This window comes from Streptomyces sp. NPDC048650 (assembly GCF_043199095.1).
Taxonomy (GTDB): domain Bacteria; phylum Actinomycetota; class Actinomycetes; order Streptomycetales; family Streptomycetaceae; genus Streptomyces.
The window spans coordinates 1-16,204 of the sequence record NZ_JBICVM010000007.1 but is presented as its reverse complement, the minus strand read 5'-3'; the positions used below and the strand labels follow the sequence as shown (position 1 = coordinate 16,204).

Annotated in this window: 16 protein-coding genes and 1 rRNA gene; 4 read left to right on the top strand and 13 right to left on the bottom strand. The window is 70.4% G+C overall.

The features are described 5' to 3' along the window. Positions 1-39: 39 nt before the first annotated feature. The 4 genes from ACGFML_RS20565 to ACGFML_RS20550 are packed head-to-tail and all read right to left on the bottom strand — an operon-like array spanning position 40 to position 4,854. The gene (locus ACGFML_RS20565) at positions 40-1,698 is read right to left on the bottom strand and encodes a uroporphyrinogen-III synthase (RefSeq protein WP_393545640.1); all 1,659 of its coding nucleotides are present in this window, start codon (positions 1,696-1,698) and stop codon (positions 40-42) included. Continuing rightward, positions 1,695-2,711, bottom strand: coding sequence for a hydroxymethylbilane synthase (gene hemC / locus ACGFML_RS20560; protein ID WP_393545638.1), 1,017 nt, complete (start codon positions 2,709-2,711; stop codon positions 1,695-1,697). Before hemC ends, ACGFML_RS20565 begins: the two co-directional genes overlap by 4 nt. Continuing rightward, complete coding sequence (locus tag ACGFML_RS20555; RefSeq protein ID WP_393545636.1) at positions 2,708-4,069, bottom strand: glutamyl-tRNA reductase; 1,362 nt, start codon at positions 4,067-4,069, stop codon at positions 2,708-2,710. The genes hemC and ACGFML_RS20555 overlap by 4 nt, the downstream gene beginning before the upstream one ends. Further along, positions 4,066-4,854 carry a redox-sensing transcriptional repressor Rex gene (locus tag ACGFML_RS20550; RefSeq protein WP_393545634.1) on the bottom strand — a complete coding sequence of 263 codons (789 nt, stop codon included), beginning with the start codon at positions 4,852-4,854 and terminating at the stop codon, positions 4,066-4,068. Before ACGFML_RS20550 ends, ACGFML_RS20555 begins: the two co-directional genes overlap by 4 nt. 333 nt (positions 4,855-5,187) lie before the next feature. Here ACGFML_RS20550 and ACGFML_RS20545 point away from each other — a divergent pair, with 333 nt between their 5' ends. From ACGFML_RS20545 to ACGFML_RS20530, 4 genes are all read left to right on the top strand, one after another. Then, a complete protein-coding gene (locus ACGFML_RS20545) occupies positions 5,188-5,466 on the top strand; it encodes a glutaredoxin family protein (protein WP_393545632.1) in 279 nt (92 codons plus the stop codon). A 123-nt stretch (positions 5,467-5,589) separates the two neighbouring features. Then, positions 5,590-6,519 carry an HAD family hydrolase gene (locus tag ACGFML_RS20540; RefSeq protein ID WP_393545630.1) on the top strand — a complete coding sequence of 310 codons (930 nt, stop codon included), beginning with the start codon at positions 5,590-5,592 and terminating at the stop codon, positions 6,517-6,519. A gap of 330 nt (positions 6,520-6,849) precedes the next feature. After that, the gene (locus ACGFML_RS20535) at positions 6,850-7,635 is read left to right on the top strand and encodes an ECF subfamily RNA polymerase sigma factor, BldN family (RefSeq protein ID WP_393545629.1); all 786 of its coding nucleotides are present in this window, start codon (positions 6,850-6,852) and stop codon (positions 7,633-7,635) included. A 283-nt stretch (positions 7,636-7,918) separates the two neighbouring features. After that, entirely contained in the window at positions 7,919-9,130 is a 1,212-nt protein-coding gene (locus ACGFML_RS20530; RefSeq protein WP_393545628.1) for a DUF5667 domain-containing protein, read from the top strand. Between the two features lie 49 nt (positions 9,131-9,179). On the opposite strand, the gene ACGFML_RS20525 is transcribed toward ACGFML_RS20530, so the two are convergent. The 9 genes from ACGFML_RS20525 to rrf form a co-directional block, all read right to left on the bottom strand. Further along, positions 9,180-10,178: a lysophospholipid acyltransferase family protein gene (locus ACGFML_RS20525; protein ID WP_393545626.1), complete on the bottom strand. Its 999-nt coding sequence runs from the start codon at positions 10,176-10,178 to the stop codon at positions 9,180-9,182. A gap of 14 nt (positions 10,179-10,192) precedes the next feature. Next, positions 10,193-11,242 (bottom strand): NAD-dependent epimerase/dehydratase family protein, encoded by a 1,050-nt coding sequence (locus ACGFML_RS20520; protein ID WP_393545624.1) that lies wholly within the window; start codon positions 11,240-11,242, stop codon positions 10,193-10,195. A 202-nt stretch (positions 11,243-11,444) separates the two neighbouring features. Beyond that, positions 11,445-11,543 (bottom strand): 30S ribosomal protein bS22, encoded by a 99-nt coding sequence (locus ACGFML_RS20515; protein ID WP_003948845.1) that lies wholly within the window; start codon positions 11,541-11,543, stop codon positions 11,445-11,447. Positions 11,544-11,661: 118 nt separating this feature from the next. Beyond that, positions 11,662-11,871: a helix-turn-helix domain-containing protein gene (locus tag ACGFML_RS20510; RefSeq protein ID WP_014144137.1), complete on the bottom strand. Its 210-nt coding sequence runs from the start codon at positions 11,869-11,871 to the stop codon at positions 11,662-11,664. Positions 11,872-11,999: 128 nt separating this feature from the next. After that, the gene (locus tag ACGFML_RS20505) at positions 12,000-12,815 is read right to left on the bottom strand and encodes a phosphatase (RefSeq protein ID WP_393545622.1); all 816 of its coding nucleotides are present in this window, start codon (positions 12,813-12,815) and stop codon (positions 12,000-12,002) included. 142 nt (positions 12,816-12,957) lie between these two features. Further along, entirely contained in the window at positions 12,958-14,133 is a 1,176-nt protein-coding gene (locus ACGFML_RS20500) for an acetoin utilization protein AcuC (protein WP_393545620.1), read from the bottom strand. Next, positions 14,102-15,325, bottom strand: coding sequence for an MFS transporter (locus ACGFML_RS20495; protein ID WP_393545619.1), 1,224 nt, complete (start codon positions 15,323-15,325; stop codon positions 14,102-14,104). Before ACGFML_RS20495 ends, ACGFML_RS20500 begins: the two co-directional genes overlap by 32 nt. A 64-nt stretch (positions 15,326-15,389) precedes the next feature. Beyond that, complete coding sequence (locus ACGFML_RS20490; protein WP_393545617.1) at positions 15,390-16,040, bottom strand: HAD family hydrolase; 651 nt, start codon at positions 16,038-16,040, stop codon at positions 15,390-15,392. 73 nt (positions 16,041-16,113) lie between these two features. Continuing rightward, positions 16,114-16,204: ribosomal RNA gene (gene rrf / locus ACGFML_RS20485) — 5S ribosomal RNA — on the bottom strand; the annotation flags it as partial.

The window sequence follows — 16,204 nt, the reverse complement described above, 5'->3', positions numbered from 1 at the left end:
GCCCCAAGAGAGGCGCCCTTCAAACCGTTCTACTGCCGCTCAGCTACGGGCCCGCCGACGCGACCCCGGACGCCGCTCGCTCGGCCGGGTGACCGGGTCACCGGCCTCCAGCGCCGCATCGCGCCGCGCCGCGCCGAAGTCCGCGAGGGCTTCGGCCAGCTTGTGCACCGACGGCTCGGGCGACATGACGTCCACCCGCAGCCCGTGCTCCTCCGCCGTCTTGGCGGTGGCCGGGCCGATGCAGGCGATCACGGTCACGTTGTGCGGCTTGCCGGCGATGCCGACGAGGTTCCGCACGGTCGAGGACGAGGTGAAGAGCACGGCGTCGAAGCCGCCGCCCTTGATCGCCTCGCGGGTCTCGGCCGGGGGCGGCGAGGCGCGCACGGTCCGGTAGGCGGTGACGTCGTCGACCTCCCAGCCCAGCTCGATCAGCCCGGCCACCAGGGTCTCGGTGGCGATGTCGGCGCGCGGCAGGAAGACGCGGTCGATCGGGTCGAAGACCGGGTCGTAGGGCGGCCAGTCCTCCAGCAACCCGGCCGCCGACTGCTCGCCGGACGGCACCAGGTCGGGCTTCACACCGAAGGCGACCAGCGCCTTGGCGGTCTGCTCGCCGACCGCGGCGACCTTGATCCCGGCGAAGGCGCGGGCATCCAGGCCGTACTCCTCGAACTTCTCCCGGACGGCCTTGACGGCGTTGACCGAGGTGAAGGCGATCCACTCGTAGCGGCCGGTGACCAGGCCCTTGACCGCGCGCTCCATCTGCTGCGGGGTGCGCGGCGGCTCGACGGCGATGGTCGGCACCTCGTGCGGCACCGCGCCGTAGGAGACGAGCTGGTCGGAGAGCGACGCGGCCTGCTCCTTGGTTCGCGGCACGAGCACCCGCCAGCCGAACAGCGGCTTGTTCTCGAACCACGACAGCTGGTCGCGCTGCGCCGCGGCGCTCCGCTCACCGACCACGGCTATGACCGGCTGACCGCCGTCCGGCGACGGCAGCACCTTGGCGGCCTTGAGCACCTGGGCGACGGACCCGAGGGTCGCGGTCCAGGTGCGCTGGCGGGTCGTGGTGCCGGCGACCGTGACGCTGAGCGGGGTGTCGGGCTTGCGGCCCGCGGTCACCAGCTCGCCGGCGGCCGCGGCCACCGAATCCAGCGTCGTGGAGACGACCGCGGTGGCATCGCTGGCACCGAGCTCGGCCCAGCAGCGGTCATCGGCGGTGCGCGCGTCGACGAAGCGCACGTCGGTGCCCTGTGCGTCCCGCAGCGGTACACCCGCGTAAGCGGGCACACCGACGGCGGCGGCGATGCCGGGGACGACCTCGAAGACGATGCCCTCGGCGGCGCACGCCAGCATCTCCTCGGCGACGTACCCGTCCAGGCCGGGGTCACCGGTGACCGCACGGACGACCCGCTTGCCCGCGCGGGCGGCCGCCATGACAAGATTGGCGGTGTCCCGCAGGGCGGAAACACCGTTGGGTGTGACGGGGATTGACGCCTCGTCAGCTGACGTCTGCAGTGGTGTGTCCACGTGTGCGCGGGCATGCACGCGCACGACGTCCAGCACCTGCGGATCGGCGATCAGTACGTCCGCGGAGGCCAGCGCCTCCACGGCACGCAACGTCAGCAGACCCGGGTCTCCCGGCCCGGCACCGAGGAAGGTGACCTGACCGGAGGCGGAGTGATTGGGGACGGTGGGGTTCAAAGTGCTCGCTCCCCCATAAGACCGGCCGCACCCTTTGCGAGCATCTCGGCGGCGAGTTCACGACCCATGTTCAGCGGGGTCGACACGTCGTCAAGAGAGGCGGGTACGTGCCCGGTGGTGGACAGTTGCACCAGCGTGCTGCCGTCGGTCGTGCCGACGACACCGCGCAGATGCAATTCGGTGACAGCCTGCTCGCCAGCCTTGGGGCCTCCCCTGCTCGAACGAAGTCGAGAGCGTGGGGAAAGGTCGGCCAACGCACCCACAGGTGCGGAGCAGCCGGCCTCCAGGGCGGCGAGCAGGGAACGCTCGGCGGTCACGGCGGCCCGGGTGTCCGGGTCGTCGAGCTCGGCAAGCTGGGCGACGAGGTCCACGTTGACCGCAGCGCATTCGATCGCCAGTGCCCCCTGGCCGGGGGCGGGCAAAAACATGTCGGGCGGCAGCAGCTGCGTCGCCTCGTCGATCCGGCCGATCCGGGTGAGCCCGGCGGCGGCCAGCACGACCGCGTCCAGCTCGCCCTTTTCGACGAACCCGATGCGGGTGTCGATGTTCCCGCGTATCGGTACCGTCTCCACACGCCGGCCCAGCGCCCTGGCCCAGGCGTTGAGCTGTGCCATCCGCCTGGGAGACCCGGTGCCGACGCGGGCGCCGTCGGGGAGCTCCTCGAACGTGAGCCCGTCCCGGGCGATCAGCGCGTCGCGGGGGTCTTCCCGGACGGGGATCGCGGCCAGGACCAGGTCCTCGGGCTGCGCGGTGGGCAGGTCCTTGAGCGAGTGGACGGCGAAGTCGATGTCCCCTGCCAGCAGCGCGTCGCGCAGCGCGGAGACGAAGACGCCCGTGCCGCCGATCTGCGCGAGGTGCTCGCGGGAGGTGTCGCCGTAGGTGGTGATCTCCACCAGTTCGACGGGGCGGCCGGTCAGCTCGCGCACCGCCTCGGCGACCTGTCCGGACTGGGCCATGGCGAGCTTGCTGCGCCGGGTGCCCAGCCTCAGAGCTCGTGTGGTGCTGTCGTTCATGGTGTGCGCTCCCGTGCTGCGTCGCGCGTGTCGGCCCGACTGACGGCGGCGACCGTCTGCGGGTCGAGGTCGAAGAGTTCGCGCAGCGCGTCCGCGTACCCGGCGCCGCCGGGCTCGCTGGCGAGCTGCTTGACCCGCACGGTGGGCGCGTGCAGGAGCTTGTCGACGACGCGGCGCACGGTCTGCGTGATCTCGGCGCGCTGCTTGTCGTCCAGGTCGGGCAGGCGGCCGTCGAGCCGGGCGATCTCACCGGTGACGACGTCCGCGGCCATGGTGCGCAGGGCGACCACGGTGGGGGTGATGTGTGCGGCCCGCTGGGCGGCGCCGAAGGCCGCGACCTCGTCGGAGACGATGCCGCGCACCTTGTCCACGTCGGCCGCCATGGGAGCGTCCGCGGACGCGTCGGCCAGCGACTCGATGTCGACGAGGTGCGCGGCCTCGATCCGGTGGATCGCGGCGTCTATGTCCCGGGGCATCGCGAGGTCGAGCAGCGCCAGGCTGTCCGTACGGTCCGCCAGGGCGGCGGCTACGGCGTCGGCACCCAGCACCAGGCCGGCCGCGCCCGTACACGAGACGACCACGTCGGCCCGCGCCAGCTCCGCCTCGACGGCGGTCATCGGCACGGCGCGGGCGCGCAGCCCGCTCGCCGCCCCCGGGCCGCCGGGCTCGGTGAGGATCTGCACGAGCCGCTCGGCGCGCTCCACCGTACGGTTGGCGACCGCCAGTTCGGCCACACCGGCGCGTACGAGCGTGGTCGCGGCCAGGGAGGACATCGACCCGGCTCCGATCACCAGGGCCCGCTTGCCTTCGGCCCACGCGTCGACTCCGGCGCCACCGGCCAGCTGCTCCAGGCCGAAGGTGACCAGCGACTGGCCGGCCTTGTCGATGCCGGTCTCGCTGTGGGCACGCTTGCCGACCCGCAGCGCCTGCTGGAAGAGGTCGTTCAGCAGCCGGCCCGCGGTGTGCTGCTCCTGGGCGACGGCGAGCGCGTCCTTGATCTGGCCGAGGATCTGGCCCTCGCCGATGACCATCGAGTCCAGGCCGCAGGCCACCGAGAAGAGGTGGTGGACGGCGCGGTCCTCGTAGTGGACGTACAGATAAGGGGTGAGCTCCTCCAGGGCGGCGCCGCCGTGGCGGGCCAGGAGGGTGGACAGCTCGGCGACACCGGCGTGGAACTTGTCCACGTCGGCGTAGAGCTCGATGCGGTTGCAGGTGGAGAGCACCGCGGCCTCGGTGGCCGGCTCGGCCGACACCGCGTCCTGCAGCAGCTTGCCGCGCGCCTCGGGGGCGAGCGCGGCGCGCTCCAGCACGCTCACGGGCGCGCTGCGATGGCTCAGTCCGACGACGAGGAGGCTCATGCCGGCATCACGGCGGGAACGTCCCCGTCCGGTCCCTTGCGGTCGGTCGCGCCGGGCGCGTCGGTCGCCGCGGCGGCGGCACGGGCCACGGGGGCCGGCGGGCCGCCCTGGTGGCCGGATTCCTCGCCCGCCTTGCGCTGCTCGTGGAAGGCGAGGATCTGCAGCTCTATCGACAGGTCGACCTTGCGCACGTCCACCCCGTCCGGGACGGTCAGGACGGTCGGTGCGAAGTTCAGGATCGAGGTGACACCGGCGGCGACCAGACGGTCGCAGACCTGCTGGGCCGCGCCCGCCGGCGTCGCGATGACGCCGATCGAGACGCCGTCGCTCTCGATGATGTGTTCCAGCTCGTCGGTGTGCTGGACCGCGATCCCCGCGACGGGCTTGCCGGCCATGGCCGGGTCGGCGTCTATCAGGGCCGCGACGCGGAAGCCGCGGGAGGCGAAGCCACCGTAGTTGGCGAGGGCGGCGCCGAGGTTACCGATACCGACGATGACCACGGGCCAGTCCTGGGTCAGGCCGAGCTCACGCGAGATCTGGTAGACGAGGTACTCCACGTCGTAGCCGACGCCACGGGTCCCGTAGGAGCCGAGGTAGGAGAAGTCCTTGCGCAGCTTCGCGGAATTGACCCCCGCCGCGGCTGCGAGCTCCTCGGAGGAGACCGTGGGGACCGAGCGCTCGGAGAGCGCGGTCAGCGCACGCAGATACAGCGGGAGCCTGGCGACGGTGGCCTCGGGAATGCCTCGGCTTCGGGTCGCCGGTCGGTGAGTTCGGCCAGTTGCCACGGTGCTCCTGCGGGTAGAGCGGGGCTGCGGGCGCCGGCGTGGAACCCGACCGCCCTGTCTCTCGCAGGCTATGCCTTTGTGAACGCGTGCACAAAGATGGTGTCCGCTTTGTCCGCCCAAAGTGACCGGGGTCACGCGGCTTATACCAGTGTCCGCGGAACCAACTCCCACGTCACACCGTTCACTCGCTTCCCACTGGTATCGCGGGAGCGCCGACGGGAGCACGAGTCCTCACTCCTTACCGCTACGCCCCCGGAAAACCTACAAATCGCCCACCGATGGTAATCGAACCTGCGCCCCCGGAGCACCGCACCGACCCGGCACAATGACTCCATGGCCCCCTTGTTCAGCCGCACCCCCCGCAAGAACCCCGCCGACTCGACGGTCACCCTCGTCGGGAAGCCCGGCTGCCACCTGTGCGACGACGCCCAGGCCGTGATCGAACAGGTCTGCGCCGAGACGGGCGCGTCCTGGGAGAAGAAGGACATCACCGAGGACGCCGAGCTCCACCGCAAGTACTGGGAGCAGATCCCTGTCGTCCTGGTGGACGGCAAGCAGCACGATTTCTGGCGCGTCGACCCCCGGCGACTCCGCACGGCGCTGGGTGCCTGAACACCGCCGAAACCCCCACGGAGCGCCCGTACCGCCCGGCATTGCGCAACCTTTTCCCTTACCAGGGGTGCCGGACACGCGCCCGTAACCAGTCGCACCGAACAAACTGGCTACGCTACCGTCATGGCGCCCGCTCCCCAATGGTTCACCCGCCGCAGACGACCCGCCACGGCACGCAGCGTGCTGGCCGGCGAGGCCGCGGCCGAGGCCGCCCGCAAGTCCTCCCAGGAGGCGCCCGAACCCGAGGAAGCCCCGGAGGAGCCGGACTTTCCGGTCGCCGGGGACGAAGCGGCCGCCGCCTTCTTCGACCTCGACAACACCGTCATGCAGGGCGCGGCCCTCTTCCACTTCGGCCGCGGCCTCTACAAGCGCCACTTCTTCCACAAGCGCGACCTGGCCCGCTTCGCCTGGCAGCAGATCTACTTCCGGCTGGCCGGCTCGGAGAACCCCGAGCACATGGCGGACGTCCGCAACAGCGCGCTCTCCATCGTCCAGGGCCATCGCGTCGCCGAGTTGATGTCCATCGGCGAGGAGATCTACGACGAGTACATGGCCGAGCGCGTCTGGCCCGGCACCCGCGCGCTCGCCCAGGCACACCTCGACGCCGGCCAGAAGGTCTGGCTGGTGACCGCGGCGCCCGTCGAGACCGCGACGATCATCGCCCGCCGGCTCGGCCTGACCGGCGCCCTGGGCACCGTCGCCGAGTCCGTGGGCGGCGTCTACACGGGCAAGTTGGTGGGCGAACCGCTACACGGCCCGGCCAAGGCCGAGGCGGTCCGCGCGCTCGCCACGGCGGAGGGCCTGGACCTCTCGCACTGCGCCGCCTACAGCGACTCCGCCAACGACATCCCGATGCTCTCGCTCGTCGGGCACCCGTACGCGATCAATCCCGACAGCCGGCTGCGCAAGCACGCCCGGGAACAGGGCTGGCGGCTGCGCGACTACCGCACGGGCCGCAAGGCGGTCAGGATCGGCATCCCGGCCGCCGCCGGCGTGGGTGCCCTCGCAGGCGGCGCCGCGGCCGCCGTCGCGCTCCAGCGCCGCCGCCGCTGACCAGGGTTGATCACAAGACGGCGGGCCGGACCATCCCGACTGTCTACCCCCGTCGCCGCCTCGTCAGTCCCGTTGCTGGCGGTCAACCACAACACGCCCTCCAACCAGGCAGATTACGTCGCCTTCCGATCAATAGTTGCTCAATATTCGATACTTGATCCGTCATGAACCAGACACGGAACGTAAGTAATCGATGATTTGAACAACTGGGTGTAGCGCTGCCTGTACGAAGCGTTATTCTCCTCAGACGCAATCCGGAACCCACACGTCCCTACGACGAGTGAACGGTCCCGCACTGCACGTGATGGAAGCTCTGCCTCTGGGAGTCCCGTGTACCCACACGTCGGGGTTGACGCCTCGGGCCTGGCTACGCTGCGTACGACGCTCGTCGACCACCTGCGCAGTTTTGTCCCCACCGCGTACACCGTCCCCGCATTCGCCTCAGCCGTCCCCGCTGCCGGCCCCTGCTACGCCTTGGCCGATGGGAGCGCCACGGTCGGCAAGGCCGCCGGCAGAACCCGCCGTTCCGGCACCGGCACGGCCACCGCCCGCCGCCCCGCCGACAGCGACAGCCGTCGCATGATGGACCTCGTCGAACGCGCCCAAGCCGGAGAGGCCGACGCCTTCGGCCGCCTCTACGACCAGTACGCCGACACGGTCTACCGCTACATCTACTACCGCGTGGGGGGCCGGGCCACGGCCGAGGACCTCACCAGTGAGACCTTTCTGCGCGCGCTGCGCCGCATCGGCACCTTCACCTGGCAGGGCCGCGACTTCGGCGCCTGGCTGGTGACCATCGCGCGCAACCTGGTCGCCGATCACTTCAAGTCCTCCCGCTTCCGCCTGGAAGTCACCACCGGAGAGATGCTCGACGCCAACGAAGTCGAGCGCAGCCCCGAGGACTCCGTCCTCGAGTCCCTCTCCAACGCCGCCCTGCTGGAGGCGGTACGTAAGCTCAACCCCCAGCAACAGGAATGCGTCACCCTGCGATTTCTGCAGGGCCTCTCGGTCGCCGAAACCGCCCGCGTCATGGGCAAGAACGAAGGCGCGATCAAGACGCTCCAGTACCGGGCCGTCCGTACCCTCGCGCGGCTTCTCCCCGAAGACGCACGCTGACCCTTCCCCCGCCTCCTCCTCACTGAATCCACCAACACCCGCACGCCGTCAGCCACTTACCCTTGGTGACCGTCCATGTCCGGTCGGTCAGATCATCGTGAGTGCGTAACCCGAGTGCCGCGGCGCTCGTTGTGCGGAATGCAGGCTCCATGCGGTCACGCCATGCCCACCGCCACTCACTCTTTCGAGTGGCCGCCAGGCACGGCGTGCAACCGTCCGGTCCGTCTGGACAGTCAAAGCCAGTCCGGGGAGTCGAGCGGGATGACGAGAGGAGGTGCCGCAGGTGATCGCGAATGTCTCGGCGCACCGGCGGGCCAACGCCTTCGCCCAGGCCTTGGAGGAGCAGAACCTCCACGGCACGGTGGCCGAGGACCAGGTCGACAGTCCGGCGCAGCAGACACCGGAAGGAACACGCCTGTTGGCGGTCGCCGACGGCCTCGGGGGACTCCCGAAGCCGGAGCTGGCCGCTGAGGTCAAGACTGTTCAGCGCGCCCAGCTCGTTGCCGCGATGGAGGCCGCCTTCGCCGAAGGCTCCCCGTCCGGCGACGCCAGGGTGCCCGGACAGCGCACATCCAAGGGCGCACACCGCGCCGCCAAATCGCTCGGCCGGCTCCGGCCGCGTTCCCGCCTCTCCAAGGGGCTGGCCGCGGGCGGGCTGACGGTCGGCGTCGCCGCCGGAGCGTTCAGCGGCGTCGCCGCGGCCAGCTCCGACGCCCTGCCAGGCGACTCCCTCTACGGCCTCAAACGCGGCATGGAGGACCTCAAGCTCGGCATGGCCGGCGACGACTCCGACCGCGGGCGGCTCTTTCTGGACCAGGCCGCCACCCGCATGATGGAGGCCCGTCGCCTGATGGAGCGCGGCAGGGTCGCCGACCTCGACCACGAGTCGCTCGGCGAGGTCCGCAGGGCCCTGGCCGGCGTCACCCATGACGCGGGCGAGGGCCATCGGCTGCTGCACGAGGCGTACCAACGCGACGGCTCGCTCAGCCCCATCCAGGCGCTGAACTCCTTCACCAGGTCCCATCGCGGCACCTGGTCGCAGCTGCGCGACAGGCTTCCGGTTCAGCTCACGGACGTCCGCGACAAGGTGAGCTCGGTCTTCGACGCCATAGACGAAGAGGTCGGTCCGCTCCGCTCGTTGCTGCCGCAGGCCCCCGACGGCAGGCGCCCGCACCACGACGCCCCCGCCACTCCGGGGACCGCTTCGACACCCGGCGGCCGGACACACCAGTCCGGTCATGGGGCGTCCTCGGGCCACCACGGCGACCGTTCGCAGGCGCCGCGCCCGTCGGCCTCACCGTCCCATGAGGACGGTCTGCTCGGCGGCAATACGGGCGGCCTGCTGGATCCGCCCGGCAAGGACGGCAGCCCCAGCCCGCGCACCGGTCACAGCCAGGGGCAGCACGCCCCCGGTCACCCGGACGTCACCCTCCCGCCGCTGCTGCCCGGGCTGCTTCCCGGCCTTGGCATCGACGGCGAGGACCTGTCCAAGTAACCCTGCGCGGTCACCGGGCCCGGCGCTCGGTGTTCTTCTGGTCCTTCCCTCAGAAGAACACCGAGCGCCGCTGCACGAGCAGCTTGTAGAGGGTGTGCTGAATCGTTTCGCGCACCTGATCGGTCAGGTTGAACATCAGCATCGGGTCGTCCGCCGCCTCGGGCGGATAGCCGTCCGTGGAGATCGGCTCGCCGAACTGGATCGTCCACTTCGTCGGCAGCGGCGCCGCCCCCAGCGGCCCCAGCCACGGGAACGTCGGCGTGACCGGGAAGTACGGCAGCCCCAGTACCCGGGCCAGCGTCTTGGCGTTGCCGATCATCGGGTAGATCTCCTCCGCGCCCACGATGGAGCACGGCACGATCGGCACCCCGGCCGTCAGCGCCGTCGAAACGAACCCGCCCCGCCCGAACCGCTGCAGCTTGTACCGGTCGGCAAAGGGCTTCCCGATGCCCTTGAACCCCTCCGGCATCACCCCGACGACCTCGCCGCGCTCCAGCAGCCGCTGCGCGTCCTCCGCGCACGCCAGCGTGTGTCCCGCCTTGCGCGCCAGCTCGTTTATCACCGGCAGGACGAACACCAAATCGGCCGCCAGCAGCCGCAGATGACGCTCTGCGGGATGGGTGTCGTGCACCGCGACCTGAAGCATCAGGCCGTCCAGGGGCAGCGTCCCGGAGTGATTGGCGACGATCAGCGCCCCGCCGTCGGAAGGGATGTTCTCGATGCCCTTCACCTCGACCCGGAAGTACTTCTCGTAGAAGGGTCGCAGCAGCGACATCAGGACCTGGTCGGTCAGCTCCTCGTCGTAGCCGAAGTCGTCGACCTCGTAGTCGCCGGTGATCCGCCGACGCAGGAAGGCCAGGCCACCCGCGATCCGCTCGTCGAGGGACCGCCCGGCGCTGGGCCGCTGCCGGGCCGCCGGTTCCTCGGGCCCACTGCGCGCCTCCGGTACGGGCGCCAGGGCAGCGCCGTGGCCCGCGCGCTCGGCCCGCCGGGCCTTTCTGCGCGCCCGAGGCTCCTCGCCGAAGGGAATGACCTTGGCGTCCGCCATCGTGGGTGAACTCCTCACTGGGTCGGGCCGCGACGTGCGGGCAGCACGCCGCCGATCCGGTCGACGGTGCGGGCGAGGGACTCGGGCGGCAACAGCCCGGGTCCGCGGCTGCGGGCGAATTCCGCGAAGGTCTCCGCCGTCGTGTACTGCGGCCGGAACCCCAGTGTCTCGCGCATCTGCGTCGTTTCGACCACTCTGCCGTGCGTCAGCATCCGGATCTGCTCCGGCGAGAAGTCCGTGATCCCGATGGCGCGCAGCGCCGTACCGGCCCAGGTCACGGTCGGCAGGAACAGCGGCAGGGTGGGCCGCCCCAGCCGCCGGGAGGTCTGCGAGAGCAGCAGCACGCCGTCGCCGGCGATGTTGAAGGTGCCACTGTTGAGCGTGCCGCGGCGCGGCGCGGAGGCGGCGATCCGCAGCACCTCGATGGCATCGTTCTCGTGGACGAACTGCAACCTCGGGTCGTAGCCGAGAACCGTGGGCCACACGGGCAGGGAGAAGTACTCGGCGAGCGGCGAGTCCGCGCACGGCCCGAGAATGTTGGCGAAGCGCAGTACGCACACCGCCACATCGGGCCGGCGCCGCGCGAAACCGCGCACATATCCCTCGACCTCGACGACGTCCTTCGCGAAGCCGCCGCTGGGCAGCGACTTGGGTGGCGTGGTCTCGGTGAAGACGGCCGGGTCCTTGGGGGCGGAACCGTAGAAGTTGGCGCTGGATTTGATGACCAGGCGCTGCACCTTCGGGGCCTTCTGGCAGGCGCCGAGGAGCTGCATGGTCCCGATGACGTTGGTTTCCTTCACGGCGGTACGGCCGCCACGGCTGCCCAGGGGCGTGCCGTTGATGTCCATGTGGACCACGGTGTCGACGCCCGTCTCGGCCAGGACTCTGGCGATCGTCGGATGCCGGATGTCGGCCCGGAGGAATTCGGCGCCGCCCAGATGGTGCTCCGGTGGCACGGCGTCGACACCGATCACCCGGTCGATGTCGGGATCCCGCTGGATGCGGCGGACGAACCGGCCCCCCAGCTGTCGCGCGACTCCCGTGACGAGCACGACCTTGCCCAAGATCAGCCCTTCCTTCCGCCCTCGGCCTCCGCCTGAGTCGAGCTGCACGAGCCACGCTATCTGGTCGATGTTGCGCGGTGATGACCACAGGATGCCCCGAGCCGCATTTCGTCCCCCAGGCCCGCCCATACGGCCCACAACGCACCGCGGCCCCCTGCCACACCAAGGTGGCAGGGGGCCGCGAAACGCGATCCAGCGTCGCTTACTTCTTGTTGCGACGCTGAACGCGGGTGCGCTTGAGCAGCTTGCGGTGCTTCTTCTTCGCCATCCGCTTGCGCCGCTTTTTGATAACAGAGCCCACGACTACCCTCGCTTACTTCGAATCACTCGGTGCGGGGCGTCCGAGCCCACACTACCTACATCGGGCCAGCCTACCCGCCGCCGGGCGTACGGCGTAATCCGAGGGTCCGGGCGGCTTCTCAGGCCGACTCCACCCCCACATAGGACTCACGGAGGTAGTCGTGAACCGCCTGCTCCGGGACCCGGAAAGACCTCCCCACCCGGATCGCGGGCAGATGACCGCTGTGCACCAAGCGGTACACGGTCATCTTCGACACTCGCATCACCGTGGCGACTTCCGCCACGGTCAGGAACACGACCTCGTTCAGAGGCCTCTGGTCTGCAGCCATGCCACACCTGCACCTTCCGCATAAGACGGTCACCGGCTTCCCCTCCGGTGACTCTTCGTCGCTATGCGCTCACTCCCCAGATTAGGGGCGGGTGATGCGAGTGGGGAAGAGGAGCAGCGAACAGCCGCCTACTGTGACAGACACGCCCGATTGAGTACATAGCGCGCCAGGGGCCGGTAGTGGGCGGACCGTACGGCGTCATCGAGCGGCACCACCACGGCGACCCGGCCCTCGGCCTGCCCGACGAACGGCGCGGGATCGTCCGTATCCGCCAGCCCGATGGCCTCGATGCCCAGCTGACCTGCCCCGCAGACCCATCCGTGGTCACCGATCACCAGACCCGGCAGCGGCCCTCCGGCATCCGCCGCCGCCCCCAGAGCGGTCCGCACCGGGAGCGGTGAGTGGGTGTGCACGCCCCCCGCACCGGGTGCTCCGCGTGCGCCCACCTCGCGCACCAGCGCGACTCCCCGTACGTAGTCGAGCGAGCGAGTGCGTACCCCGAACCCGGTCGGCATGTCGACACGGCGGCCATACGCCGGGGTGAGAACGGGGCAACCCGCTGATGAGAGAGCGTCTGCGAGGGCGGCGTAGAACTCCAGCAGCCGGTGCGGATGCCCGGTGCCCAGCAGCACCGGAACACGGCAGCCGGCCGCCTCACCCACCCGGTCCGCGAACCCGTCGAGCGCCGCGAGCGTACGATCCGGATCGATCACATCGGGGCCTGAAGTGTGCGCGGGATCGACCGAAACCCCGCACTTCTGTCCCATCAGTCGCAGAACTTCCCCCACGGGCCAGTCCCGTTCGGGGTCCAGCCCCAGCAGGACCCGGGGATCGCGCGCCGAGAAGAGCCGGTAGCGTCCCAGACTCTTCTCGCGCGTGGTCGCGATCGTCCCCGCGAGCCGCGCCTCGATCAGATGCGCCCGCAGCGTCCCGGTGCCCAACACGCATCACATGGTGGTCCGCCGGCCGGCGGACGAATGCCCCAACCGACGGGTAGTCACACATCCGTGGGGTACGGGGACGCCTGCGGCCGTGTCACGGCGACCGGCGCGCTATGACGGCGTTACGGCGTCCGCCGCCGCACCGTCACGGCAGCAGCCCGTGCGCGGGGAACACCGCGCGGCGGGTCGCCAGCACCGCCTGGTCCAGCCGGTCGGCCGGGTCGTAGCCGCTGTCGGCGAAGTCCCGCCACTGCGGCATCCGGCCGTCCGTCATCCGCTGCGGCGCCAACTGCCGTGTCCGGCGGAACACTTCGTGCCGCCACGATTCCGGGATCATCGAGGCCGGATCGATCGGCCGGCCCGCCGCGATCGCCGTCAGGTGCGTCCAACTGCGCGGCACGACGTCCACCACTGCGTAGCCACCGCCACCCAGCGCGATCCATCGCCCGTCCGCACGCTCGTGGGCCAGCTCGTGGCAGGACTCCGCCACCTTCCGCTGGGCGTCCACACTCACCGCCAGATGCGCCAGCGGATCTTCGAAATGGGTGTCCGCGCCGTGCTGGGTGACGATCACCTGTGGCCGGAAAGCGCCCAGGAGCTCCGGCACCACCGCGTGGAAGGCCCGCAGCCAGCCCTCGTCACCGGTGCCGGCCGGCAGCGCCACATTGACCGCACTGCCCTCCGCGCCCGCGCCACCGGTCTCCTCCGGCCAGCCGGTCTGCGGAAACAGCGTCCGCGGATGCTCGTGCAACGAGACCGTCAGCACCCGCGGGTCCTCCCAGAACGCCGCCTGCACGCCGTCCCCGTGGTGCACGTCCACGTCCACGTACGCGACCCGCTCGGCGCCCAGCTCCAGCAACCGCGCGATGGCCAGCGCCGCGTCGTTGTAGATGCAGAAGCCCGACGCGCCGCCCGGCATCGCATGGTGCAGCCCGCCGGCGAAGTTCACCGCGTGCAGCGCGTCACCGCGCCAGACCGCCTCCGCCGCCCCGACGGACTGCCCGGCGATCAGCGCCGACGCCTCGTGGATCCCCGCGAAGGCCGGGTCGTCCTCGGTCCCCAGCCCGTACGACATGTCCGCCGAGGCCGGATCGGCCGAAGCACTGCGCACCGCCTTGATGTAGTCCTCGCGGTGCACCAGCCGCAGCGTGGAGTCCCCGGCAGGCTTGGCCGCGACCACCTCCAGAGGCCCCCGGTCGAGCTCGTACGCCTCCACCAGTCGCATGGTCAGCGCGAGCCTGACCGGGTCCATCGGATGGCCGGGCCCGAAGTCGTAGCCCGTTACTGCCTCATCCCACATCAGCTGTGCGCGGCCGCTCATATCCGTCACCGTATAGGGCCCGCGATGACCCGAACGAACGGGCGTACACCAGGGTCACCAGTACGAGCACCATCGGTATGAGCATGGCCCCGCGATAGCTCCAGGCATCGCCCAACGCCCCCACCAGCGGAGAGCCCACCAGAAAGCCCACATAGTTGAAAATATTCAGCCGCGCGACGGCCGTGTCCGAAGCCCCCGGGAACATGCGCCCGGCCGCCGCGAACGTCTGCGGAACGATCACACACAGCCCGAGCCCCAGCAGCGTGAAGCCCGCCATCCCGGTCCACGCCCCCGGCGCTACCGCGACCACCGCAAAGCCCCCGGCCGCGACCACCGACCCGGCCCGCACCACCGCCACCGCGCCGAACCGCCGCACCCCCACGTCACCGACGGCCCGCCCGAGCAGCGTGGTGACCATATAGACGTTGTACGGGACGGTCGCGAGCTGCTCCGAGCTGCCCAGGACGTCCTGGAGGTATTTGGCGCTCCAATTGGAAACCGTCGAGTCCCCGATATACGCGAACGCCATGACCAGGCACAGCGGCAACAGCAGACGCATCGGCACCGGAGCGGGCTTCGCAGCCCCGCCGGCCGCCGCCCCGTCCCCTGCCTTCTCCCGCGCGTCCACGAACCACCTGCTGACCACCAGGGCCAACGGCACGAGCACCAGCACCACCGGCCCGTACAGCCCCGCCAGCGACAGATGCCAGTGCGCCCCGGCCCACGCCAGCGACGCCCCCACGATGCCGCCCAGGCTGTACGCGGCGTGGAAGCCGAGCATGATGCTCCGCCCGTACACCCGCTGGAGGCTGACGCCGAGCATGTTCATCGAGGCATCCAGCGCACCCACCGACAGTCCGAACACCGCCAGCGCCACCGCCACCTGCGCCGTCGACCCGACCGACCCGGCGGCCAGCAGCGCCAGACACACCACCGGCTGGACGCTCCGCAGCACCCGGCTCGGCCGCACCCGCTTCACCAGATGCTCGGTGCCCACACTGCCGACGCCGGCCAGCACCGGCACAGCGGCCAGAAACACGGGCAGCAGACCGTCGGATATCCCGTAGCGGTCCTGTATCGCCGGTATACGCGTCACCAGGAGGGCGAAGACCGCTCCCTGGATGAAGAAGCTGAGGGCGAGCGAGACCCGCCCGTGCCGCAGCTGCGCTCCTGGTACCCGTGGGGCCGTCATGGCCGCACAGCCTAGGACTCCGCGCTACCGATGGGTAGATGGATCACTCAACCAATTGTGTGCCTCACTGCAGCAGCCCGGGTAGCTCGGCCATCTCCCTGAACAGCGCCGTCGCCCCGGCCTCCGCCAGCTGCGCCGCCGGCGTCATCGCCGTGAACCCGAAGACGTCCATCCCCGCAGCAACCGCGGCCCGCACCCCCAGCACGCTGTCCTCGACCACCGCACACCGCTGCGGCGCGACGCCCATCACCCGTGCGGCATGCAGAAACAGATCCGGTGCCGGCTTCCCCCGCCCCACATCCTGCGACGAGAAGATCCGCTCCGCCCCGAACCGATCGAACAGCCCGGTCTTCCCCAGCGCCACCCGGATCCGCGCATGGCTCCCCGACGATCCGACGCAGTACGGAACCTCCTCCACGGCGAGCTTCTCCAGTACGTCGGCCACCCCGTCGACCGGCTCCAACTGCCTCCGGAACGCGTCGAATACCCGGCCGTGAAATATCGCATCGAATTCCGCCGGCAGCCGCTCACCGGACCGCTCGAGCACCACATCATGGATACGGTGCACCGCCGCACCCATGTAGTCCCGCAACGAATCCTCGTACGTCGTCGGGTATCCCAATTCCGTGAGGTACTCGGCCAGGATCCGATTGGAGATCGGCTCGCTGTCCACCAGTACGCCATCGTTGTCGAAGATGACCAGGTCATAGCGCATACCGTGAGCCTACCGAGCGGGAAAAAGCAGAAAAGCCCCGCACCATAAGGTGCGGGGCTTTCCCACAATGATTGTTCGGCGGCGTCCTACTCTCCCACAGGGTCCCCCCTGCAGTACCATCGGCGCTGAAAGGCTTAGCTTCCGGGTTCGAAATGTAACCGGGC